19 protein-coding genes are annotated in these 21650 nt (G+C 65.2%); 9 read left to right on the forward strand and 10 right to left on the reverse strand.

Annotated features, from left to right (window positions below; all coding sequences use genetic code 11):
- Nucleotides 1-216: 216 nt before the first annotated feature.
- Together AB7G19_RS06200 and AB7G19_RS06205 are read right to left on the reverse strand one after the other, a co-directional pair.
- Nucleotides 217-1104 carry a TauD/TfdA dioxygenase family protein gene (locus tag AB7G19_RS06200; RefSeq protein ID WP_085401856.1) on the reverse strand — a complete coding sequence of 296 codons (888 nt, stop codon included), beginning with the start codon at nucleotides 1102-1104 and terminating at the stop codon, nucleotides 217-219.
- 113 nt (nucleotides 1105-1217) lie between these two features.
- Complete coding sequence (locus tag AB7G19_RS06205; RefSeq protein WP_085401855.1) at nucleotides 1218-1997, reverse strand: SDR family NAD(P)-dependent oxidoreductase; 780 nt, start codon at nucleotides 1995-1997, stop codon at nucleotides 1218-1220.
- 99 nt (nucleotides 1998-2096) lie between these two features.
- Here AB7G19_RS06205 and AB7G19_RS06210 point away from each other — a divergent pair, with 99 nt between their 5' ends.
- Nucleotides 2097-2834 carry an SDR family NAD(P)-dependent oxidoreductase gene (locus tag AB7G19_RS06210; RefSeq protein WP_085401898.1) on the forward strand — a complete coding sequence of 246 codons (738 nt, stop codon included), beginning with the start codon at nucleotides 2097-2099 and terminating at the stop codon, nucleotides 2832-2834.
- A 73-nt stretch (nucleotides 2835-2907) separates the two neighbouring features.
- Nucleotides 2908-3282, forward strand: a complete 375-nt coding sequence (locus AB7G19_RS06215) for a CsbD family protein (protein ID WP_063981006.1) — start codon at nucleotides 2908-2910, stop codon at nucleotides 3280-3282.
- Nucleotides 3283-3470: 188 nt separating this feature from the next.
- On the opposite strand, the gene AB7G19_RS06220 is transcribed toward AB7G19_RS06215, so the two are convergent.
- Together AB7G19_RS06220 and AB7G19_RS06225 are read right to left on the reverse strand one after the other, a co-directional pair.
- A complete protein-coding gene (locus AB7G19_RS06220; RefSeq protein WP_085401854.1) occupies nucleotides 3471-5150 on the reverse strand; it encodes an SGNH/GDSL hydrolase family protein in 1680 nt (559 codons plus the stop codon).
- Between the two features lie 158 nt (nucleotides 5151-5308).
- Nucleotides 5309-6640 (reverse strand): lytic murein transglycosylase, encoded by a 1332-nt coding sequence (locus tag AB7G19_RS06225; protein WP_245344109.1) that lies wholly within the window; start codon nucleotides 6638-6640, stop codon nucleotides 5309-5311.
- Nucleotides 6641-6894: 254 nt separating this feature from the next.
- Here AB7G19_RS06225 and galU point away from each other — a divergent pair, with 254 nt between their 5' ends.
- Nucleotides 6895-7770 carry a UTP--glucose-1-phosphate uridylyltransferase GalU gene (galU, locus tag AB7G19_RS06230; protein ID WP_014498169.1) on the forward strand — a complete coding sequence of 292 codons (876 nt, stop codon included), beginning with the start codon at nucleotides 6895-6897 and terminating at the stop codon, nucleotides 7768-7770.
- A 106-nt stretch (nucleotides 7771-7876) separates the two neighbouring features.
- Here the strand turns inward: galU and AB7G19_RS06235 are convergent, their stop codons facing one another.
- Nucleotides 7877-9373 (reverse strand): sensor domain-containing diguanylate cyclase, encoded by a 1497-nt coding sequence (locus AB7G19_RS06235; RefSeq protein WP_085401853.1) that lies wholly within the window; start codon nucleotides 9371-9373, stop codon nucleotides 7877-7879.
- 137 nt (nucleotides 9374-9510) lie between these two features.
- Here AB7G19_RS06235 and AB7G19_RS06240 point away from each other — a divergent pair, with 137 nt between their 5' ends.
- The 3 genes from AB7G19_RS06240 (at nucleotide 9511) to AB7G19_RS06250 (ending at nucleotide 10582) form a co-directional block, all read left to right on the forward strand.
- Nucleotides 9511-9768 carry a DUF7662 domain-containing protein gene (locus tag AB7G19_RS06240; RefSeq protein ID WP_028148420.1) on the forward strand — a complete coding sequence of 86 codons (258 nt, stop codon included), beginning with the start codon at nucleotides 9511-9513 and terminating at the stop codon, nucleotides 9766-9768.
- Nucleotides 9769-9779: 11 nt separating this feature from the next.
- The gene (locus tag AB7G19_RS06245; RefSeq protein ID WP_144030762.1) at nucleotides 9780-10028 is read left to right on the forward strand and encodes a hypothetical protein; all 249 of its coding nucleotides are present in this window, start codon (nucleotides 9780-9782) and stop codon (nucleotides 10026-10028) included.
- A gap of 389 nt (nucleotides 10029-10417) precedes the next feature.
- A complete protein-coding gene (locus AB7G19_RS06250) occupies nucleotides 10418-10582 on the forward strand; it encodes a hypothetical protein (RefSeq protein ID WP_161495846.1) in 165 nt (54 codons plus the stop codon).
- Here AB7G19_RS06250 and AB7G19_RS06255 read toward each other — a convergent pair.
- The 3 genes from AB7G19_RS06255 to metG form a co-directional block, all read right to left on the reverse strand.
- Entirely contained in the window at nucleotides 10579-13455 is a 2877-nt protein-coding gene (locus tag AB7G19_RS06255; protein ID WP_085401851.1) for an EAL domain-containing protein, read from the reverse strand. The genes AB7G19_RS06250 and AB7G19_RS06255 overlap by 4 nt on opposite strands.
- 154 nt (nucleotides 13456-13609) lie before the next feature.
- Nucleotides 13610-14608, reverse strand: a complete 999-nt coding sequence (locus AB7G19_RS06260) for an NAD(P)H-quinone oxidoreductase (protein WP_085401850.1) — start codon at nucleotides 14606-14608, stop codon at nucleotides 13610-13612.
- Nucleotides 14609-14675: 67 nt separating this feature from the next.
- Complete coding sequence (metG, locus tag AB7G19_RS06265) at nucleotides 14676-16355, reverse strand: methionine--tRNA ligase (RefSeq protein ID WP_085401849.1); 1680 nt, start codon at nucleotides 16353-16355, stop codon at nucleotides 14676-14678.
- Between the two features lie 275 nt (nucleotides 16356-16630).
- Between metG and AB7G19_RS06270 the strand changes: the two genes are divergently transcribed.
- Together AB7G19_RS06270 and rcdA are read left to right on the forward strand one after the other, a co-directional pair.
- Nucleotides 16631-16822 (forward strand): DUF1192 domain-containing protein, encoded by a 192-nt coding sequence (locus AB7G19_RS06270; RefSeq protein ID WP_085401848.1) that lies wholly within the window; start codon nucleotides 16631-16633, stop codon nucleotides 16820-16822.
- Between the two features lie 626 nt (nucleotides 16823-17448).
- Entirely contained in the window at nucleotides 17449-17958 is a 510-nt protein-coding gene (rcdA, locus tag AB7G19_RS06275) for a protease adaptor protein RcdA (protein WP_028148425.1), read from the forward strand.
- Nucleotides 17959-18137: 179 nt separating this feature from the next.
- Here the strand turns inward: rcdA and rpmE are convergent, their stop codons facing one another.
- The gene (gene rpmE / locus AB7G19_RS06280) at nucleotides 18138-18365 is read right to left on the reverse strand and encodes a 50S ribosomal protein L31 (protein WP_007599895.1); all 228 of its coding nucleotides are present in this window, start codon (nucleotides 18363-18365) and stop codon (nucleotides 18138-18140) included.
- Nucleotides 18366-18565: 200 nt separating this feature from the next.
- Between rpmE and AB7G19_RS06285 the strand changes: the two genes are divergently transcribed.
- Nucleotides 18566-20410: an ABC transporter ATP-binding protein/permease gene (locus tag AB7G19_RS06285; RefSeq protein WP_085401847.1), complete on the forward strand. Its 1845-nt coding sequence runs from the start codon at nucleotides 18566-18568 to the stop codon at nucleotides 20408-20410.
- A 49-nt stretch (nucleotides 20411-20459) separates the two neighbouring features.
- On the opposite strand, the gene AB7G19_RS06290 is transcribed toward AB7G19_RS06285, so the two are convergent.
- Complete coding sequence (locus tag AB7G19_RS06290; RefSeq protein ID WP_085398134.1) at nucleotides 20460-21635, reverse strand: IS481 family transposase; 1176 nt, start codon at nucleotides 21633-21635, stop codon at nucleotides 20460-20462.
- Nucleotides 21636-21650: the final 15 nt, after the last annotated feature.

Below are 21650 nucleotides of genomic sequence, written 5' to 3' on the forward strand. Positions count from 1 at the left end.
TCGTCCCGGACAAGCGGAGCTTCTGGCAACGCGTAGCGTTGTCCAGAACGGAGCGCAGATCCGGGACCCATAATCCCAGGAAGTCGTTGTTGAAGCGGGCTGGTCACCACTAGTCTTCGCCAAACCACGGCCTGTGGTTATAGGTCCCGGATCTGCGCTTCGCTTTGCTACGCTTGTCCGGGACGACGGCGGAATTTGTGGCTACTCCAATGCCGCCTATTCCGCCGCCTGCTGCTGTACCGTCGGCTCTGTCCCCGCCACCGTCGCGCGGCGCATGTCGCGGGGCTGGGACTGGTCGTAGCGGCGGACGCGATGCATGGTCTGGCGGTTGTCCCACATCACGAGATCATGCAGCTTCCATTTGTGGACATAGACGAACTCTGCGTTCGTCGCATGCTCGTTCAGATCGCGCAGCAGCAGCCGGCCTTCGGGGACGCTCATGCTGACGATCTTGCCGGCATGCGATGAGAGGTACAGCGACTTGCGGCGATGCACCGGATGGGTGCGCACCAGGCGTTGCAGCACCGGCTTGAACATCTGCTTTTCGTCGTCGGTGTACTCGGTGAAGCCGAGCGATCCGCGCGAATACATCAGCGAGTGCTCGCAGACCAGATCCTCGATCTCGGCCTTGGTGTCGTCATCGAGCGCGTCATAGGCCGCGCGCATGTCGGCGAACTCGGTATTGCCGCCCTTCGGGTTCACCACCCGCGCCGACAGCAGCGAGAATTTTGCGGGGATCGGGCGAAACGAGCTGTCGGAATGCCACAGGCAGTTGCCGAGATTGAACAGATGCGCGCGGCTGTCCTTCGCCAGCGGCTTGCCATCCTTGCCGAGATTGGAGACGTCGTTGAGGCCCGATTGGAGCCGGTAGTCCTTTTCCTTGGTCACAGTGCCGCCGCGCGCGTCCTCGCGCTGGCCGAAATTCAGCGCGAAGGCCATCTGCTGCTCGTCGGTGATGTCCTGGTCGTGGAAGACCAGCACCGCATATTTGTCCATGGCTGCCTCGACCTCGCGCGCCTCGGCCTCGGTGAGAGGCTTTCGCAGATCGAGGCCGGAAACCTCGCCGGCAAAATGTTTCTGAAGCTGCTGGATGGCGATCGTCATGGTGTTTCTCCCGCGAGCCGCGAGCGGTTGGTCCCGCTCTGCCGGTGAAAAAGCTACTCCCGCGACCGGACTTGTCAACGCTCGGCGTGCATATCTCTTAAGCGTCATGGCTCTCACGCGTTGCGCGCCATCAGGCCGCCGTCGACAGGGATCACCGCGCCGGTGAGGAAAGACGCAGCCGGCAGGCACAGGCTCAGCGTCGTATGCGCGACCTCCTCGGGGTCGCCGTAACGGCCGAGTGCAGTGCGGCGCTTGGCGTAGATGGTCTTGTGCTCTTCGGAGATCCGGTCGGTGATGGCGGTGCGGATCGGGCCCGGGCAGATGCAGTTGACGGTGATGCCTTCGCGGCCGAGCTCGACGGCGAGCGAGCGCGTGAGGCTCGCCACGCCGCCCTTCGCCGCCGAATAGGGGCTGTGCAATGCGGTGGCGCCGAGCGCCTCGGTCGAGGCGATGTTGACGATGCGCGGGCTCTTCGACTTGCGCAGGTGCGGCAGCGCGGCGCGGATGATGCGCGGATGCGCCGTCAGCATCACGGCGATGCCCTTGGCCCAGGCGTCTTCGTAAGCCTCGTCGTCGATCGCGACGCGCACGGAGATGCCGGCATTGTTGACGACGATGTCGAGCCCGCCGAAATGCGCCGCGACATCGCCAACCACGCGCTTGATCTCGCCGCCATCGGCGACATCGAGCTTCCACGCCTTCGCGGATCCGGCGTTCGCGGCAATCTCCTTGGCAACGGACAGCGCGCCCTGCTCGTCAAAGTCGGTAACGGCGACGTTCGCGCCTTCAGCGGCGAACACGCGCGCGGTGGCGCGCCCCATGCCGCTCGCCGCACCCGTGACGAGAACGGTCAGGCCCTTCACCGACCGGCTGAGCTCCTTGAATTCGGACATGCCGTTTCCTCGCGTCTCTTGTTTCTTGTTATGAGATGGGACAAGGCTGGCATCGATCCGCAGACAGGTCAAACAAGCAAAACAAAAGGGGAGGCCGCGATGGCGAACGAGCTCGATTTCTCAGGCAAGCAGGTGCTGGTGGTCGGCGGTTCCAGCGGTATCGGCAACGGCATCGCGCAAGCCTTTCGCACCAGGGGCGCGCAAGTTGCAGTCTGCGGCACGCGTGCTCATCCCGCGGAATATTCGGCGCAAGAAGGCTCCGATCTCACGGGTCTTTCCTATGCGCAGCTCGACGTCGGCAACGCCGGCGCGGTGGAAGCGTTCAAGCCGTCCTTCGACCGTCTCGATGTGCTCGTGCTCGCGCAGGGCGCGGTGCTCTATCGCCGCGGCGAGTTCGAGATGGCCGGCTTCCGCAAGGTCGTCGAGGTCAATCTGATGAGCCTGATGGCCTGCGCGACGCGCTTTCACTCCATGCTGCGCGATAGCAAGGGCGCGCTGATCATGGTGTCCTCGACCGCAGCCTATCATTCCACCATGGGCAATCCCGCCTACAACGCCTCGAAGACCGGCGCAGTCGGATTGACGCGGACGCTGGGCGAGGCCTGGGCCGAGGATGGCATCCGCGTCAACGGTATCGCGCCCGGCCTCGTCGACACCAAGATGACGAAGGTGACCACCGACAATCCCAAGCGGCTCGAAGGCGCGCTGTCACGCATTCCGCTGCGGCGATTGGGCACGCCGGCTGACATGGCGGGCGCGGCGCTGTTCCTCGCCTCGCCGCTGTCGTCCTACATCATCGGACAGACATTGGTCGTCGATGGGGGGCTTATTCTTTAGGCGATTGCGCGAGGCGATTGGAACTGCGCTGCTCCTGATCGGTTACTTGGGTTGACCCCCGAGGAGGAGCAACATGGACAAGGATCGGATCGTCGGATCGGCCAAGGAATTCGCTGGGCGCGCAGAAGGCGCCGTCGGTGATCTCGCTGGCGATGCGCAGACGCAGGCGTCAGGCAAGGCGCGGGAAGCCGCCGGCACCGTGCAGAATCTCTACGGCCAGGCCAAGGACGCCGTGCGCGACGCCGGCGAGACTGCGGCCGGCTACGCCAAGGATGCCTACGACAAGCCGGCCGAGACCTTGCGCGACGGTTCGCAGGCGATTGCCAAGAAGGTGCAGGACAATCCGCTCGGTGCGCTGCTGATCGCCGGCGGGATCGGCTTCGCACTCGCGCTTCTGATGTCGCGTCCCGCCCGTCGCCCGCCGCCGCGCTGGCGCTATTACGGCTGAGCCAAAGCCCCCGTCTCTCGTGCCCCGGACGCAATGCGGACTAGGCGATGCGTAGGCATCGTCCGGCAACGCCGCTTTGCTGAGCCGGGGCCCATTCTTTGTGAATGTCGCAGTGCTGGGTCCCGGCTCTGCGCAGCAGCGTTACACGCTGCAGCGCGTCCGGGACACGAGATCTCAATTCAGAAAAACTACCGGAACATCTCCGCCGATCGCCCGACGTTACCAGGCGGGCGCGGGATCGCGGGATTGGGATTACGCGGCGCTGGTGCGAATTGACGCGGCGGTGGCTGCGGAGAGCCGAAGCCGAAGAAATCGCGGAATGCCGGCGTTGCCTGGGCCGGCTGCTGCGGCTGCTGCACCGGCGGCTTCTTCGGCGCGAGTCTGGGCGGCGCGATCGCGGCGGCAGCGCTTGGCGTACCGGGAGCAGCAGCAGCACCATCCGGCGTCGTCGCAGCCATCGGCGTATCGCCCTTGGCCTGCTCGCGGCCGACTTCGCGGCGCGGCCAGGCATAATCATCGGCACGGCCGGCGGGCGCGGCCAGCGGCTCACCCTTCACCATCGTCTTCGCGGCGAGCGCATCGACGGCAGCGGGACGCGAACCCGGTCCGCCCAGCAATTGATCGGCCGAGATCGAGGCCGCAACCAGCGGCACGATCGGTCCCGCCAGCGGCCGCGGCGCGGGCTTGCCGGGCTCGGCGCTGGTGTCGGGGGTCGCAGGCTCGCTCGGCAGCGCAATCGGGCCGGAGCGTCCGGCGAGCAGGCGCGTGATCTCGCGCTCGACATAGTGGGCGAGCTTGCGTGCGCCGGGTTTCGTGAAATAGACGCCGTCATAGCTGCGGAGCTGGCGGATCTGGCCCTCGAAGTCCGGGCCCTTCTGGAGGAAGCGGCCGGCTTCGTCGACAAAGCCGTCCCAGACATCGACATAGGTGATGCCGGCCTTGGCCGCGCCTTCGCGGTAGAGCGAATCCAGGAACAGCATGTCCGCGGTGCCCTTGGGGCCGCGGATCGCGGGCAGGCCGACCCAGAGCACCGGAACGCCCTTGGACTTGAGAACGTTGGCCAGCTCCTCGATCTTCTTGCTGTAGAGTTCGACCCAGCGCTCGTCGCGGAATTCGTAGAGGCCGTTCGGGTTGCGCGCGGTCTTCTCCGGCGCTGCGACCGCCGGCGTGTCGGCGTTGTCGGCATCGTCCTGCGGCAGGTCGGCGTCGGCGGGCTTGTCGTCCGGCTTGGCGGCCGTGTCGGGTTTAGCATCGCCCGGCTTGGCCGGTGGCTTGGCGCGCGCGCCCTTGTCGTTCTTCTTGTCCTTGTCCGTCGCCTTGTCGGGCGCGGCCTCGCGGATCGAGATGCGGTCGTTGAGGCCGAGCATGACGACGATCACATCAGGCTTCTCGGTCTCGAGGATGCCCTTCGCTGCCGCCGCCCAGTCTGCGGGCTCACCCTTCGGCTGGTACTTGATCAGGCCGGACGTGGTCTTGTGCTTGCGGATCACGCCCATGTCGGGCTGCTCGGTGTAGGCGTCTTCGAGGCCGTAGGCGAGCCAGTCGGCCATGGCGTCGCCGATCACCAGCACGTTCTTGTCGGGCGTGGTGTCGCGCTTGGCTGGTGCCGGCGCGCGCGAAAAATCCTGGCGCGGCGCCTGCTGCTGCTGCTGCTGGAATGGCGCGAAGAAGTCGCCACCGAACCAGCCGCCGCCTCCACCGTTTCGCGGTGGCGGGGCCTGCCGCTGCGGCGGGCCGCCGAAGCCGGGGAAGTTGAAGAACTGCGCCGAGGCGGGTCCCGCAACGGAGACCAGGATCGCAAGCGCCGTCCCCAGCGCGATCAGCGGGCCGGTCTCGGTCAGCGCCTTGAACAGGGACTTCTTCGACATGCGATCTCAGGCACGCGCAATGGGGATTGGGACAGGCTCGATATAATAGCGGAATCAGGCGCCAAACGGGCAGATTCTTCTGCCATACACCGGGGAACCGCCGTCCCCGTCAAGGCGATCGGGCAATTTCCCTGTTCAGGGTTACTTTCGGGGCGGTTTTACCGCCCGCGGAGGCGATCCAGCACGTCCGAGGAGGCAAATCCGTCGGCGGGGACCCCGATCGAGGCTTGGAAATTGCGCAGCGCCTCCCGGGTCTGGCCGCCGAACTGGCCGTCCGGGGTGCCCTTGTAGAAGCCGCGCTGGGCCAAGAGCTGCTGGAGTTCCAGCCGTTCAGTGCGGGACAGCTCGCGCTCCTGCCGCGGCCAGGGCTGCACGAAGGGCTGGCCGCCGCGCAGGCGGTCGGCGAAATGGCCGATCGCCAGCGCATAAGCCTCGGCCGGGTTGTACTTCATGATGACGCGGTAATTCTGCAGCATCAGGAAGCCCGGGCCCTGCGCCCCGGCGGGCGCCAGCAGATAGGCTTTCTCGGCCGGATGCGGGAAGGGGTGGTTGGCCGGGCGCTTGAGCCCGAGCTTCTCCCACTGCGGGATCGTCATCGCCTTGGCGCGATCGGCCAGCATGTAGTTGAAGCCCTGGGGCACCACGACCTCGTAGCCCCAGGTCTGGCCGGCCTGCCAGCCGTCCTTCTTCAGATTGTTGGCGGTCGAGGCGATCAGATCGGTGGGATTGTCGACGACGTCGCGCCGTCCGTCGCCATCGCCATCCACGGCAAAGCGCTTGAACGCAGTCGGCATGAACTGGGTCGGGCCGAAGGCGCCGGCCCAGGAGCCGCGCATTTGCTCAGGCCTGAGATCGCCGCGGTTGAGGATCTCCAGCGCGGAGAGAAACTCGTCCTTGAAATAGGCCTGGCGGCGGCCGATGCAGGCGAGCGTCGCGGTCGATTGCAGCACGCTGCGGTCGCCCATCTGCGTCGAGTAATTGGACTCGATGCCCCAGATCGAGGCGATGATGTAGCGGTCGACGCCGGTAGCCTTTTCGGTGGCGTCGAACTGCGCCTTGTATTTGGCGAGGACCTCGCGGCCCGTGGCGAGGCGGTTGTCGTTCACGAGGATGTCGAGATAGTCCCAGATCGACTTGGTGAACTCCGGCTGCGAATCCATCAGATCCATGATGCGCAGGTCGGGCGACAGCCCGGCCGTGAAGCGCTGGAAATTCTCCTGCGTGATGTTGCGCCGTGCGGCATCGGGCCACATCCCCGCCACGCAATTGTTGAAGTTGGAGGCCGCTTCGCGGATCGCGGCGGCCGTCATCAACGGGTGGCCGGAGGCGCCGTCCTCGCCGGTCCATGGCAAGGCGCCGCCGGGGCCGGGCGCCGGCTGAGAGGGCGCTGGATTCGAGCCGGAGAAAATACCGCCGAACAGGTTCGACAAGCCGTTCTGCGCCTGGGCGCGCGCGCTGACAGGCAGCAGCACAGCGGCCGCAAGCATCATTGCGCCGGTCACAAATCCAGCACGTTTTGCCAGCCCTGCCACTGATTGCATCATACCCTACCTGTCCGGCCGAAAATCCGCCTTCAGGAGGCCCGGTACCGGTTGCCAATAGCTTAACAAAGGTGAAATTTTGGTGTCGGCCTTTTTCTCAACTCTGTGAGCGCGAGGCCTCACATCCGCCTTTGTTAGCGGCTGCAAACAAGCTAGCAAGATACCATTGCTCCCTTCACGTCCTCAGGTATTCGATCTGTCCCATGAAAATTCGCAAAGCCGTATTCCCCGTCGCCGGCCTCGGCACCCGCGTCCTGCCCGCCACCAAGGCGATGCCGAAGGAAATGCTGACCATCGTCGACAAGCCGCTGATCCAGTACGTCTATGACGAGGCGAGGGAAGCCGGCATCGAGCACTTCATCTTCGTCACCGGCCGCAACAAAAACGTCATCGAAGATCATTTCGACAAGATGTTCGAGCTCGACGCGACGCTCGCCGCGCGCGGCAAGAAGGCCGAGCAGGACATCCTGGCGCAGAACCAGCCGGAGGCCGGCGCCGTCAGCTTCACCCGCCAGCAGGCGCCGCTCGGTCTCGGCCACGCGGTCTGGTGCGCGCGCGACATCGTCGGCAACGAGCCGTTCGCGGTCGTGCTGCCCGATGAGCTCGTGCTCAACACGACCGGCTGCCTGAAGCAGATGATCGAGACGGCTTCAACGCTCGGCGAAAAATCCAACGTCATCGCGGTCGAGGCGGTGCCCGACCATCTTACCCATCAATACGGCATCTGCGGCGTCGGCAAGCGCACCGGCAAGATGTTCGAGGTCGACGGCATGGTCGAGAAGCCGGCCAAGGGCACCGCGCCCTCCAACCTCTCCATCACCGGCCGCTACATCCTTCAGCCGGAGATCTTCAAGATCCTGGAGACCCAGGAGCGCGGCGCCGGCGGCGAGATCCAGCTCACCGACGCCATGATCGGCCTCGCCAAGTCGCAGAAATTCTACGGCGTCGAGTTCGAGGGCGAGCGCCATGATTGCGGCTCCAAGCCCGGCTTCCTCCGCGCCAACATCGCCTACGGCCTGAAGCGGCCGGAACTGCGCGATGGGCTCATCGCGGAGATGAAGAAGTATCTGGGGCAGTAGCGCTCCACTCGTCATTGCGAGGAGCGAAGCGACGAAGCAATCCAGGCTGCCTCCGCGGAGACAGTCTGGATTGCTTCGCTTCGCTCGCAATGACGGAGGGGGCCCCTCACGCCACCAGCGATAGCTTCGGAAGGCTCGCGACCACGGACTGGTTGCGGCCGCCGGCTTTCGCCGCATAGAGCGCCTTGTCGGCGGCGGCGACCAGGACCGGCCAGTCCAGGCCGGTGGTAGGGACCAGGCCCGCAATCCCGCAGGAGACCGTCGACATCGCCTGGTCGTCGGACCAACCCTGCACCTTGCCGCGGATCGTCTCGGCGACATTGAAGGCCTCGGCGGCCGAAGTGTTCGGCAGTAGCACCGCGAATTCCTCGCCGCCATAGCGCGCGGCGCAGTCGCCGGACCGCCGCACCGAATCGGAAATGCAGATGGCGATGCCGACCAGCACCTGGTCGCCGGCCTGATGGCCGAACGTGTCGTTGTAGGCCTTGAAGTGATCGGCATCGATCATCAGCAGCGCGACCGGCGTCTTCTGGCGCATCGCGCGGCGCCATTCGACGTCGATGACCTGATCGAACTTGCGGCGGTTCTTCAGGCCGGTGAGCGCATCCGTCGTCGCCATCTCCTCGAGCTTGCGCTCGGCTTCGGCACGCCGGCCGATCTCGCGGGCGAGCACCAGCGTCGAGGCCAGCATGAACAGGATGAGCGCCAGGACTACCGCGCCGATGCGGTAGGCTTCCTTCTGCCAGAGCTCGAACACGGCGGCGAGCGGCTTGCCTGCCACCACGAACAGCGGACCCGGGCCGGTGCTGCGGACATAGAGGCGCGGCGTCGCGTCCACCGGGCCCTGGCCCGCATAGGACCCGCCGGCCTTGAGATTGTCGGCCTTCCAGCTCTGCCGCGTCCCCAGATTCTTGCCGATGACGTCGAGATCGAACGGCCGCCGCATCATGATGGTGCGATCGCGCGTCAGCACGGTGATGGTATCGTCGGGATCGAGGTTCAGGCGCTCGAACAATTCGTGGAAATAGCTGAAACGGATCGAGCCGGTGACGACCCCCAAGAAGCCGCCGTCGGTATCGCTGATGCGCCGGCTCAGCACGATGGAATAGGCGCCGCGGAACAGCATCGGACGGCTGATGAAGAGGCCGGCGTCGGGATCGTCGCGATGAACCCTGAAGTAGTCCTCCTCGCTCCGGTTCTCCGGCAGGGGATCGAGCGTGGAGGCGTCGATGGTCAGCCTGCCCTCGGCATCGAACACCTGGATGGCGCCGAAGTGCCGCGCCGTGGTGGCGTGATCGAACAGGATCAGGTGACGGATCGGCTTCGAGACCGCGTTGATCTCCGGCAGCAGCATGTTGCTGGCGACCGCCTTCAGGGAGAGATCGTAGATCTCGATGTTGCGGCTGATATCTGCTTCGATGGAGGTGGCCAGATTGTCCAGCGTCTGGCGCGCGAGGGCCTCCTCGCCGCGGCGCATGTCCAGCATGACGTTGACGCAAATGGCGGAAAAGCCGATCACCGTCACGACGGACGATATGATCAGCAGCTTCGCCGAAATCCGCCACGGCCGGCGGGTCGTGACGTCGCGCCATCCAGACTGCATCGAGTGCTCCCAACACTAGTGGATGCGCCCGAAATCTTGCGTAGTGTTTAAGCCGGGACGGCGCTGCCACAATGAGTTAAGAATTGGTTTCCGCGGGCATCGCTTTTGGGCAGCGGAGCTGGGACGAGAGGACGATTGTGAACGATTACGACGCGCTGCGGGATTACCTGATGCGGCAGAAGCAAACGGAATTCGTGCTGAGTTTCGAGCAGATCGAGGAGATCATCGGCTCGGCCCTGCCGCGGGCGGCGAATCGCGCCTCATGGTGGGACAGCCTCCGCAGCCCCGACATCCAGATGCCCCAGCGCGAAGCCTGCCTCGCCGCGGGGTTCGTCGCGACGCGGATGCCGGACGGCCAGAGCGTGCGCTTCACCAAGAAGAAGCAGCGCAGGTGAGCTGACGCTGCATGATTTTGCGCTGGCTAAGGGGGATTGTTGGCGCAGCCCTGATTGCAACAGGCGTGCTGTTCGCGCTCGCCTTCGAGGCCCGCTACTGGCGCTGGCGCGACTGCTTCAACGAGCTCGGCCGCTGCTACGACCCGGTAACGCAGGATGTTTATCTCGAACAGGCGGGAATGGTCTGGGGCGGTCTTGCCGCGATCTCGCTGGTGGTGGGATTTTGTTTGGTCGCGGGGCTACGACGCAAGCCAGGGTAGGTCAGCTGGACGCGGTGCGCCGCAAGCGCGAGACGGGGGGCGTTAGCCCAAGTGTAGAACCACGGCCTTCATTGGCGATTATGGGGCCAGCGTTCGTCATGGGCTCGTATCAGGCATCTGGTTGTCTGCCGGTCGCAGACGCGCACGCATGTGTTCTGGCGCCCTCGAACGTCACCGGCCCCGCCGGTGTAGTCGGCACATGTGCCGAGGCAATTTGCGCCTCGATCCTCGCATCGTGCGGCTGTCACTGCTTCGGCCGATGAGGCGAGGAACACTCCGGTGCCGATGAGGGTCATCGCGTAGAAAAGGTGCCGAGTCATCCGTGACTCCTGAGAAAGACGCGTGGTCTGCTCATTCTGAGAACGACAGCTGCGAGCCCAGTGACCTCGATGACGAAGCCGTTCTGGATCGAATGCTGCGTGCCATCTTTCATGGTGGTCGAGCAGGGCCCATTGATCTGGATCAAGCCCGGCATGAGCGCGCCGGTGCGGCACCCCACGCTCGCTTTGCGAGCGACCCTTTCCGGGAGGAGAGCGGAAGAAGATAAGCGCTAACTCGCCGCTTCCAGCCGCACTTCCGTGAGCAGACGCATCGCCGCGTCCGCGTCCATCGGCTCGCCGAAGGCGAAGCCCTGCGCGTATTCGCAGCCCATCTGGTAGAGCTCGACCGCGTCGGAGTCTGTCTCGGCGCCTTCCGCGACCACGTCCATGCCGAGGTCATGCGCGAGCGCGATGATCGACTTCAGGATCACCGGACGGGTGCCGCGGTTGGTGGTGCGCACGAACGACTGGTCGATCTTGATGGTGTCGAACGGGAAGCGCTGGAGATAGGCGAGCGAGGAATGGCCGGTGCCGAAATCGTCGAGCGACAGCCCGGTGCCGAGCTCGCGGATGCGCGTCAGCATCTGGGCTGCGTGCTCCGGGTTCTCCATCACCAGCGATTCCGTCAATTCCAGCTTCAGCGTGCCGCGCGCCACAGAGGAGCGCGACAGCACGGTGCGGATGTCGTGGATCAGGTCGTGGCGCAAGAGCTGCCGCGAGGAGACGTTGACGGAGGCGAAGATCGGCTCGCGCGAGCGCATCGCGCGTTGCCACACCGAAAGCTGCTTTGCGGTCTGGTCGAGCACGAACATGCCGAGGTCGACGATCAGGCCGGTCTCTTCCGCGATGCTGATGAATTCCGACGGCGCCATGCGTCCGAGCTTCGGATGATCCCAGCGCACCAGCGCCTCGAAGCCGGCGATCGAACGATCCTCCAGCCGCACGATCGGCTGGTACAGGATCGTGAGCTCCTGCCGCTCGATGGCGCGGCGCAGCTCGCTCTCCAGCGTCAGGCGGTCGGTCTTTCGCGCGCGCATCGCCGGCTTGTAGACGTCGATGCGGTCGCCGCCGATGCGCTTGGAATGATACATCGCAAGCTCGGCGTCCTTGATGATCTCGTCCGTCAATTGTGTCTGCGGATCGGACAGCGCCAGCCCGATCGAGGCGGTGAGAAAAATCTCGCGGTCGTTGAAGGCGATCGGGGCGCGGATGGTCTTGCGGATGGTTTCGGCGAAGGCGGTGATGCGGGCAGGGTCCTGCTCCGAGAGCAGGATCAGGCCGAACTGGTCGCCGGCGAGCCGCGCCAGCGTGTCCTGCGGCTTCAGGATGCGGGTGAGGCGGCGGGCCAGCGTCAGCAGGATCGAGTCGCCGACCGCGATGCCGACGGAATCGTTGACCTGCTTGAAGCGGTCGAGGTCGATCACCATCAGCGTCGGCCGCAGCGTCGGCATGGTCTTGGCGAAATGCGCGACCGCACCCAGCCGGTCCATGAACAGTTTGCGGTTGGGCAGGCCGGTGAGGTTGTCATGCACGGAATCGTGCAGCAGGCGCTCCTCGGCGTTGCGCAGCTCGGTGACGTCGGTCAGCGTGCCGACCACGCGCGAGACCTCGCCGTCCGAGCCGACCACCGGGCGCGCCTTCAGCGCGAACCACATGAAATGACCGTCCGGCGTGCGCAGCCGGAAATCCTGCACCAGGCGGCCGCGGCGCTGGTCGAGCACGCTGTCGAGCGCGGCGCGGAACCGGTCCTGGTCGAGCGGATGCAGCACCTCAAGCCATGAGGCGGCCGGGCCTTCCAGCGTGCCGCGCTTGAGGCCGAGCAGGGCTTCGGTCTCCGGGCTGGTGAACACCTTGTCGGCGGAGACGTCCCAGTCCCAGATCAGATCGCCGGAGCCGGCCAGCGCCAGCGCCCGCCGCTCGATGTCGGAGACGACGCCGGTGCTGGCGCTGCCGCCGGCAAAGGCGTGCTGCATCACCGTGAAGCCGATCAGCATCACGATCAGCACGAGGCCGCCGAGCAGAGCCGGGCCGACGATGTCGTTGGTGACGGAGCCCGCGACCGTCATGCCGGCCGCGACCACCCAGACCACCAGCAGGAACCAGGTCGGGATCAAGAGCACCGCGCGGTCGAAGCCATGTGTGGAGAGGTAGACGATCAGCGCGAAGCCAGCGAAGGCGATCAGCACCAGCGACATGCGGGCGATGCCGGAAGCCACCGCCGGGTCGAACAAGGCCAGCGCCACCAGCGAACCCAGGAAGGCAAGCCAGAGCACCGTAATGTGCGAATAGCGCACGTGCCATCGACTGAGGTTGAGATAGGCGAACAGGAACACCAGCAGCGTCGCCGCCAATATCGCTTCACCCGCCGCGCGCCAGATGCGCTCGGCGTTGTTCGACATATCGAGCACCTTGCCCCAGAAGCCGAAATCGACGCCGATATAGACCAGCACCGCCCAGGCCAGCGCCGCGGCGGCCGGGAACATGATGCTGCCCTTCACCACGAACAGAATGGTGAGCACGAGCGCCAAAAGCCCGGAGATGCCGATCACGATGCCCTGGTAGAGCGTGAAGGAATTGACCTTGTCCTTGTAGGACTCGGGCTCCCACAGATAGAGCTGCGGCAGCTTGTCGGTGCGCAGTTCCGCGACAAAGGTGACGACGGCGCCGGGATCGAGCGTGATGCGGAACACGTCGGCCGTCGCGCTCTCCTGGCGCTCCGGGCGGTCGCCGATCGAGGGCGTGATGGTCGCGATGCGCGACAGCCCGAGGTCGGGCCACAGCAGGCCCGACGAGACGATGCGGTAATGCGGGGCGACGATCAGGCGGTCGAGCTGGTCGTCGGTGTTGTTGGCGAGCGCGAACACCACCCAGTTCTGGCCGCCCTCGCGGGCGCGCACCTCGATGCGGCGGACGATGCCGTCGGTGCCGGGTGCGGTGGAGACCTGGATGCGATCGGCGTCACTGCGCTGATGCTCGAGCACGCCGGTGAGGTCGATCGCGGGCGCGTCGCCGCGGACGCTGACGGCATCCAGCGCGCGCGCCTGGGATGCGGCGACGAGAATCATGAGGCCCAGCGCTATGGGCGCGAGGCACCTGATCAGACGCAAGGTCGGTTCTCCGCGTTCGACGCAAACTCTTCAGTGCAAGATGGTCAGTGCAAGGCGTTTTCCGAACGGAGCAAGATGGTTCGGCGCGTCGCGATAGATGCCACGAAAGCGAGGAAAATCAAAGGGTTTCCGCCTTGCCTGATGGGCCGTTGGCCTAGACCTCCAACACAATTTTGCCAATATGTGCCGAGGTCTCCATGCGCCGGTGCGCATCGGATGCCTTTTCCAGCGGGAAACTGCTGTCCATCAGCGGCTTGACGCGGCCTTCGCGCAACAGCGGCATCACTTTCGCCTCGATTGCGGCCACCATGGCCGCCTTGTCCGCATTACTACGGGGGCGCAGGGTCGAGCCGGTATGGGTCAGGCGCTTCACCATCACCTTGGCGATGTTGACGCTGACCTTGGGGCCGTTGAGGGTTGCGATCTGCACGATGCGGCCGTCGACCGCCGCGGCATCATAGTTGCGGTCGACATACTCGCCGGCCACCATGTCGAGGATCAGGTTGGCGCCGGTATTATTGGTCTCCGCCTTGACCACGGCGACGAAGTCCTCGGTCTTGTAGTTGATGGCGCGGTCGGCACCTAACTTGAGGCAGGCATCGATCTTGTCCTGCGATCCCACGGTGACGAACACTTTCGCGCCAAAGGCTTTCGCAAGCTGGATCGCCATGGTGCCGATGCCGGAGGAGCCGCCATGGATCAGCAGCGTCTCGCCGGCCTTCAGGCCGCCGCGCTCGAACAGGTTGTGCCAGACCGTCATCAGGGTTTCCGGCAGCGCGCCGGCTTCCTTGATCGACAGCGCCGGCGGCACGCTCATCGCCTGGGCGTCCTGCGCGATGCAGTACTGCGCATAACCGCCGCCGGCGACCAGCGACATCACCTTGTCGCCGATCTTGTGCCGTTTGGCGTTGCTGCCGACCGCCACCACTTCGCCGGCGATCTCGAGCCCCGGCAGGTCGCTGGCGCCGGGCGGCGGCGGATAGGCGCCGGAGCGCTGCGCCACGTCGGGCCGGTTGACGCCCGCGGCCTGCACCTTGACCAGGATCTCGTCGGGACCGGGCTGCGGAACGGCACGTTGTTCCGGCACCAGCACCTCCGGTCCGCCGGGCTTGGAGATGGCGACCACGGTCATTTGCGCGGGCAGCTTGTCCATGATGTGTCCTTGGATGAATGAATTCGGCGAATGGCATATCGCCTTTTTCCGCCGAAGTGAAACGACATTAAGGCCCGAACCGCGCCGCCAGATGGCTTGCTCTTTCGGGAGAGATTTTTTCGACCAGTGGACCGATCGGCGCGATCGCTGTGCCGGCGCCGCCGTCGAGCAGGTCCGCAATTGGGCCACGGGGCCAGCGTGGCGCGGCATCTTCGCCACCGAAGGCGTGCAGCACATTTTCCGACAGGCTGGGCACGATACTCCACGCCAGCACGGCGCAGGTGCGGACCAGATTGAGGGCTGTTCGCGTCACGATCGCCGCGCGAAGCCGATCGGACTTGATGGCCGTCCACGGCGCGGCATGCTGCAGGTAAGCGTTCGCCACATCCCAGATCGCACGCGTTGCGGCGGCCGCGGCACGAAACTCGAGCGCCTCGTGGTGGCGTCGCAGCGTCGCGATACGCTGCTCCAGTTCCCGTGCGAGCAGGTGCTCGGCCTCGTCAGGAGCGCCGCCTTCCGGAATCCGGCCGTCGAAGGCCCGATGGGCAAAGCTGACAATGCGATTGACGAGGTTGCCGAAGATGTCGGCGAGATCCTTGTTCACGTCGGCGACGAACCTGGCAACGTTGAAATCGGTGTCGGCGCTCTCGGGCGCGTTGGCGACCAGCCACCAGCGCCAGAGATCGGCGGGCAATTCCTCCAGGGCCTGGTCGGTAAAGATGCCCCGATTGCGGCTGGTCGAGAACTTGCCGCCCTCGTAATTGAGCCAGTGGAATCCCTTGATCACGTCCACGCTCTTCCACGGCTCGTTCGAGCCGATCAGCGTCGCCGGGAAGCTCACGGTGTGGAATGGGATGTTGTCCTTGCCGAGGAACTGGACGTAGCGGACGTCATCGGCCTGCCACCACCATTTTCGCCAGTCGCGGCTCGGCGCGGCGGCGGCCCATTCCTGGGTGGCGGCGATGTAACCGATCGGCGCGTCGAACCAGACATAGAAGACCTTGTCGGCGAATCCCTGTCGCGGAACCGGGATGCCCCAGGCCAGATCGCGCGTGATGCAGCGATCGCGCAGATCGGCTGTCAGCCAGCCTTTCGCGGTCGATACCACGAAGGAGGGCCAGCCGGAGCGGCTATCGATCCACGCGCTCAACGCTCCGACAAGTTGCGACTGGCGCAGGAACAGATGGCGGCTTTCTCGGACCTCCAGCGCCCGGTCGCCCGACAGCGCAGACCGCGGGTCGATCAGTTCGGGCGGATCGAGCAGCGCGCCACACTGGTCACATTGATCACCGCGCGCGGACGGGTCGCCGCAATGCGGGCAGGTGCCGAGCACGTAGCGGTCCGGCAGGAAGCGGCCGTCCGTGGGTGACCAGACCTGCGGCAACTTACGTTCCTCGATCAATCCGGCATCGTCGAGCCTGCGATAGAAGTGCTGCGTCAGAGCGCTGTTCTGTGGCGAGCTGGTTCGCCCGAAATGGTCGAAGGAGAGGCCGAACCGGCGGTAGATGTCGGCCTGGATTGCGTGCTGCGCGTCGCAGAAAGTGCGGACATCCTGTCCGGCGCGAACGGCGCCGAGCTCGGCCGGCGTGCCGTGCTCGTCGGTGGCGCAGATGAAGAGCACGTCGTCGCCGATCTGCCGCCTGAAGCGGGCATGGACATCGGCAGGGAGGAGCGAGCCTATGAGATTGCCGAGATGCTTGACGCCGTTCACGTAGGGAAGGGCGCTGGTGATGAGAATTTTGGTCATGACTGCGGTCTTTCGCGTTTGGTGGTGCCGACCGACGAAAAATCAAAAGCCCTCCCGCATGATCGGAAGGGCTTGGGGTCGGCTCATGCCTCACGCGCGTGGACGCGCGCTTATCCCGTCCGGTCAACCTCCTTGCGGTCGGGCCGGGGCATTCGCGTCAGGTGTTGCGCGCTCGCGAAAGTCACTGCAAATTCTCCTTGTGCAGAAGCGATACCATTTCGGCTCGGAAAGCGCCAGATCGGCGTCGTTCAGGACAGGACTGCCCGGGAGGACACATGGCCATCGAGGACGACGACAAGCCGCGCAAGAAGGTCAGCCATGAAATCGGACAGGATCTCTCACTCCTGTCAGTGGAAGAACTGACCGAGCGCGTGGCGCTGCTCAACACCGAGATCGCAAGGCTCGAGGAAGCCGCCACCAAGAAGCGAGCCTCGCGCAATGCGGCGGATAGTTTTTTCAAGAAGTAGGGCCCAGCGCTCACCTCTCGTGTCCCGGACGCGGTGCAGCGCGTAGCGCTGCTCCGCAGAGACGGGACCCATGCTTCGCGCAAAACTATCTCGCGTCGTCATTCCGGGGCGGCGTGCAGCGCCGAGCCCGGAATCCATAATCACGGGCAGTTGAAACGGGCAGGCTGAGCCGGGCCACCGCATCCGCCTGTGGCTATGGATTCTCAGATGCGCAATTGCGCATCAAAGCTCGCGACTTCGTGGCGCCCCGGAATGACGAGTGCCGAGTTTGTTCCGCCGCCCCCTCGGCCAGTGACCGACATGGCTAACGAACTCTCAAAAAATTAGCTCGTTTACTTCCAATTAAGCTTTCGGGTTTATGACTGGAGCTGTCCTCGTTTGGACACCGAGTGGCTCCTGTCCACTCTGTTTGACGCCTCCCTGTTATCAACTTTCAAAGCCGCCGGTCTCCGGCGGCTCTTTTTTTGCCTTTTTGGGTCCCGTTCCGGTTGAATTCCGAGGAAAGACGCGCGGAAACCATATCCGCGCTTGTCGCTGGACTCCGCGTCCGGCTCGCGCAATGATTTGTTCATCATAAGCCGGCGCCAAAGCCGGACAGTCAGACAGTTGCGTAAGGGGCGTTAACCATGGAACGTTTGCAAGCCGAAGGTGCTCTCGTTCAACTCAGCGAGCGGTTCACCAATTCTGCGGCGTTCGGCGTCCTGTTCCGTGAGGGCATGGACCTGGTGGAAGAGACGGCCGCCTATCTCGATGGCGCCGGCCGCACCGAGGCCAAGGCGCTCGATCGCGCCGTCAGCCTCACCTATGCGACCGAGAGCATGCGCCTGACCACCCGCCTGATGCAGCTTGCCTCATGGCTGCTGCTGCACCGCGCGGTGAAGGAAGGCGAGATGACGCTGAGCCAGGCCAATCGCGAGAAGACCAAGGTCAAGCTCAGCGCCGCCGATCCCGGCCCGTCCGATACCGTCGAGAAGCTGCCCTCGCAGCTGCAGGATCTGATCCATCGCTCGATGAGCCTTCAGACCCGCGTGCGCCGCCTCGACACCACCATCCACACCCCGCCGGTCGAATACGTGGCGATCGGCAACCCGCTGGTGCCGCAGCTCAACGCGCTGAAGGCCGCGTTCGAGCGGTAAGGTCTATCAACAATCACGGTCGTCATTCCGGGACGCGCCTCTTGGCGCGGGCCCGGAATCCATAACCACGATCGGGAGTATGGATTCTCGCGACTTCGTCGCGCCCCGGAATGACGGCAAAACAAAAACGCCCCCGGTCTGACCGGGGGCGTTTTTCGTGTCCAGCCTTGCGGGCGGGATCAATCCTTTTTGAGAAAGCCCGAAAACTTCTTCTGGAAGCGCGAGACACGGCCGCCGCGATCCATCAGCTGGGCGTTGCCGCCGGTCCAGGCCGGGTGCGACTTCGGGTCGATGTCGAGGTTCAGCGTGTCGCCTTCCTTGCCCCAGGTGGAGCGGGTCAGGTACTCGGTTCCGTCGGTCATCACGACCTTAATCGTATGATAATTCGGATGAATTTCGGCTTTCATGGCAATTCCTCGGCGCCCGGCGCCTGTCTTGAGTGGCTATCGAATGACGGATTTGGCGGGGTCTATACCCCACAGGCCCCTTTAAAACAAGCCATTGTGGGCAAAGGAGAACCGGGCCGTCCCCTAAGGGACATCCCGGATTTGCCACTCCCCCCGCAGCGGCCTATGTGGAGCTAATATGTCTCCTTGGGTCCGATCTCATGAGCGCTGTGGAACGGCTTGACGACCAGTACCGCGACGAGCGCGCCGGGCCTGAGGCCCCGTCGATCGAAGCCGAGTTGATCGAGACGCCGGCGAAGGGCCGCGCGAAGCTGCGGCCGCTGCTGGCGCTCGCGCCCTATGTGGCCCGCTATCGCGGCCGCGCGGCACTCGCCTTCGTCGCGCTCACGGTCGCGGCGCTGACGACGCTACTGGTGCCGATCGCTGTGAGGCGGATGATCGATTTCGGCCTGACGCCGGAAGGCATCGCGCTGATCAACAGCTACTTCTCCGTGATGATCGCGGTCGTCGCCGTGCTCGCGCTTGCCAGCGCCTCGCGATACTACCTCGTGATGACGATCGGCGAGCGCATCGTCGCCGACCTCCGGCGCGACGTCTTCGCGCATCTGCTCTCGCTCTCGCCGGCCTTCTTCGATTCCGCGCGCAGCGGTGAGCTGGTGTCGCGGCTCACGGCCGACACCACCCAGATCAAGTCCGCGGTCGGTGCCTCCGTCTCGATCGCGCTGCGCAATCTCATGATGTTCTTCGGTGCGGCGGCGATGATGGTGATCACCAGCCCGCGCCTCTCCGGCTTCGTGCTGCTCGCCATTCCCCTGATCGTGCTGCCGCTGGTCGCGTTCGGGCGCTGGGTGCGGCGTCTGTCGCGCAATGCGCAGGACACGCTGGCCGATGCCTCCGCCTATGCGGGCGAGTTGGTCGGCGCCATCCGCACCGTGCAGGCCTATACCAGCGAAGGGCTCGCCGAGAAGCGTTTTGGCGGCGAGGTCGAGCAGGCCTATGAAGCCGCGCGCACCTCCACGCAGGCCCGCGCCGTGCTCACCGCCATCATCATCTTCATCGTGTTCGCAAGCGTGGTCGCGATCCTCTGGATCGGCTCGCATGACGTCCTGATCGGCACGATCTCGCCGGGCCGGCTCGGCCAGTTCGTGCTCTATGCGGCGTTTGCCGCGGCCGGCCTCGGCCAGCTCAGCGAGGTCTGGGGCGAAGTCTCGGCCGCCTCCGGCGCCGCCGAGCGGCTGTTCGAGATCCTGCATGTGCGGCCCGAGATCACCGCGCCGGCGTCACCGCGCGCGCTGCCCGTGCCGGCGCGCGGCGAGGTCGGCTTCGACCAGGTCAGCTTCGCTTATCCGGCGCGGCCTCACGTCAATGTGCTCGATGCCGTGTCGTTCACCGTGCGCCCCGGCGAGAAGGTCGCGATCGTCGGGCCCTCAGGCGCCGGCAAGAGCACCATCTTTCATCTCCTGCTGCGCTTCTACGACCCGCGGGGCGGCGCGATCTCCCTCGACGGCGTGCCGGTCAAATCCGCCGACCCGCGCGATTTCCGCTTGCGCATCGCACTGGTGCCGCAGGAATCCAACGTGTTTGCCGCGAGCGCCCGCGAGAACATCCGCTTCGGCCGGCCCGATGCGACCGATGCCGAGGTCGAGCGTGCCGCCGAACTCGCGCATGCCGCCGAGTTCATCCGCCGCCTGCCCGAAGGTTTCGAGGCCCCGCTCGGCGAACGCGGCGTCACGCTCTCCGGCGGCCAGCGCCAGCGCATCGCCATCGCGCGCGCGATCCTGCGCGATGCGCCGCTCTTGCTGCTCGATGAAGCGACCTCCGCGCTCGATGCCGAAAGCGAGACGCTGGTGCAGACCGCGCTGGAAGAGCTGATGCGACACCGCACCACGCTGGTGATCGCCCATCGTCTCGCCACCGTCCTCTCCTGCGACCGCATCCTGGTGATGGACCAGGGCAAGATCGTCGAGCAGGGCACGCACGCGGAGCTCGTCGCCAAGAACGGGCTCTATGCGAGGCTCGCGAGGTTGCAGTTCGAGGGGGCGTGAGGGGCTCCTGACTGTCGCCTCACTGACGGTGTCATCACCCGCGAAATGTTTAGCCCGGAGACATGGCTGACACCTGTTCGGACACATCACTGACAGGTTGGCCATTGGTCAAGTCGATCGATGCGACCTGCCAGCTGGCGAAGAAGATTCCGTAGTGGCCGTCACGATCCAGCGGCCGGATGGCAAGGCGTTCGCGGGCGAAGGCCTGGGGAACTTTCCAGAAGTGTCCCTTGAAGGAGATGTAGGGTCTTGTCGATGAGACCCTGCGCACGATCTCGCCGCTGTCGTATTCGACGTTCGGAACGCGGGCCGGCATGGGGCGAGCACTTGGCCGGAAGCGATCGGCAGGGACCTGCATATCGAGGCCTTGGTGAGGCCGCTCCAGATTGTAGACCGGCCGCCAGGCGTCGAAGGCGCGCTGGACTTCCGGGAGAGTTCGGAAGCGGCGCATTGCAAACACCTCGGCCTTCAGGGTGCGATGGAAGCGTTCGTTCTTGCCGCGGGCCTGTGGGTGGCATGGCCTTGCGTGCACCACCCTGACGCCAAGCTTGAGCAGCCACACCTTCAGTCCGGTCCAACGAATGCCGGACGTATCGCCCCAGGGTGAGCCATTGTCGGTGTAGAAGGCCTCCGGCAGGCCATAGCAGCGGAACGTCGTCGACAGGTGATTCTGCACGGTGAGGCGCTGCTCGTCGGCACATGCCTTCAGGCACAGCACGTAGCGCGAGTGATCGTCGACGATCGTTAGCGGATGGCACCGCGTCCCATTGGCGAGCGGCAGGTGACCCTTGAAGTCCATCTGCCACAGCAGGTTGGGAGCTTCCTTCTCGAACCGGTGGCCCGGATTGGGCGGCGCATTCTCACTCGGTTTGATCCGGTCGTTCCGACACAGGATCTGGTGCACCGTTGATGGCACAGGCACCGTCTGCCCGCCCCGCTTCAGGCAATGGGCAATCTTCCGTGCTCCCCAAGCCGGATGCTTGTCGCGTACAGCCAGGACTTCTGCCTCGACCGCAGCCTCACTCCGCTTGGGCATCGCATGCGGGCGCCGGGAACAGTCGGCCAGCTCCCGATCGCCGGCCTGCCAGCGCGCCAGCCACTTGTAGCCGACGTCAGGACTGATGTTGAACCGACGGCACAGTTCGCGCCGGTTGGCGCCCTCCTGCAAAGCCAGCCGCACAAACTCGTGGCGCTGATCCATCACTGACACCTCGCTCCAAGGCATGGACGGCCTCCCGAA

This window comes from Bradyrhizobium sp. 215_C5_N1_1 (assembly GCF_052075935.1).
Classification (GTDB): Bacteria; Pseudomonadota; Alphaproteobacteria; order Rhizobiales; family Xanthobacteraceae; genus Bradyrhizobium; species Bradyrhizobium barranii.

What these genes read in the sequence shown, in the direction of transcription:
- AB7G19_RS06260 (WP_085401850.1), bottom strand. Translation starts at nt 14,608, where the DNA reads ATGGACAAGCTGCCCGCGCAAATGACCGTGGTCGCCATCTCCAAGCCC.
- AB7G19_RS06245 (WP_144030762.1), top strand. Translation starts at nt 9,780, where the DNA reads ATGATTTTGCGCTGGCTAAGGGGGATTGTTGGCGCAGCCCTGATTGCA.
- AB7G19_RS06285 (WP_085401847.1), top strand. Translation starts at nt 18,566, where the DNA reads ATGAGCGCTGTGGAACGGCTTGACGACCAGTACCGCGACGAGCGCGCC.
- AB7G19_RS06210 (WP_085401898.1), top strand. Translation starts at nt 2,097, where the DNA reads ATGGCGAACGAGCTCGATTTCTCAGGCAAGCAGGTGCTGGTGGTCGGC.
- rcdA (WP_028148425.1), top strand. Translation starts at nt 17,449, where the DNA reads ATGGAACGTTTGCAAGCCGAAGGTGCTCTCGTTCAACTCAGCGAGCGG.
- AB7G19_RS06200 (WP_085401856.1), bottom strand. Translation starts at nt 1,104, where the DNA reads ATGACGATCGCCATCCAGCAGCTTCAGAAACATTTTGCCGGCGAGGTT.
- AB7G19_RS06235 (WP_085401853.1), bottom strand. Translation starts at nt 9,373, where the DNA reads ATGCAGTCTGGATGGCGCGACGTCACGACCCGCCGGCCGTGGCGGATT.
- rpmE (WP_007599895.1), bottom strand. Translation starts at nt 18,365, where the DNA reads ATGAAAGCCGAAATTCATCCGAATTATCATACGATTAAGGTCGTGATG.
- AB7G19_RS06290 (WP_085398134.1), bottom strand. Translation starts at nt 21,635, where the DNA reads ATGCCTTGGAGCGAGGTGTCAGTGATGGATCAGCGCCACGAGTTTGTG.
- metG (WP_085401849.1), bottom strand. Translation starts at nt 16,355, where the DNA reads ATGACCAAAATTCTCATCACCAGCGCCCTTCCCTACGTGAACGGCGTC.
- AB7G19_RS06220 (WP_085401854.1), bottom strand. Translation starts at nt 5,150, where the DNA reads ATGTCGAAGAAGTCCCTGTTCAAGGCGCTGACCGAGACCGGCCCGCTG.
- AB7G19_RS06270 (WP_085401848.1), top strand. Translation starts at nt 16,631, where the DNA reads ATGGCCATCGAGGACGACGACAAGCCGCGCAAGAAGGTCAGCCATGAA.
- AB7G19_RS06215 (WP_063981006.1), top strand. Translation starts at nt 2,908, where the DNA reads ATGGACAAGGATCGGATCGTCGGATCGGCCAAGGAATTCGCTGGGCGC.
- AB7G19_RS06205 (WP_085401855.1), bottom strand. Translation starts at nt 1,997, where the DNA reads ATGTCCGAATTCAAGGAGCTCAGCCGGTCGGTGAAGGGCCTGACCGTT.
- AB7G19_RS06225 (WP_245344109.1), bottom strand. Translation starts at nt 6,640, where the DNA reads ATGATGCTTGCGGCCGCTGTGCTGCTGCCTGTCAGCGCGCGCGCCCAG.
- AB7G19_RS06250 (WP_161495846.1), top strand. Translation starts at nt 10,418, where the DNA reads ATGACGAAGCCGTTCTGGATCGAATGCTGCGTGCCATCTTTCATGGTG.
- galU (WP_014498169.1), top strand. Translation starts at nt 6,895, where the DNA reads ATGAAAATTCGCAAAGCCGTATTCCCCGTCGCCGGCCTCGGCACCCGC.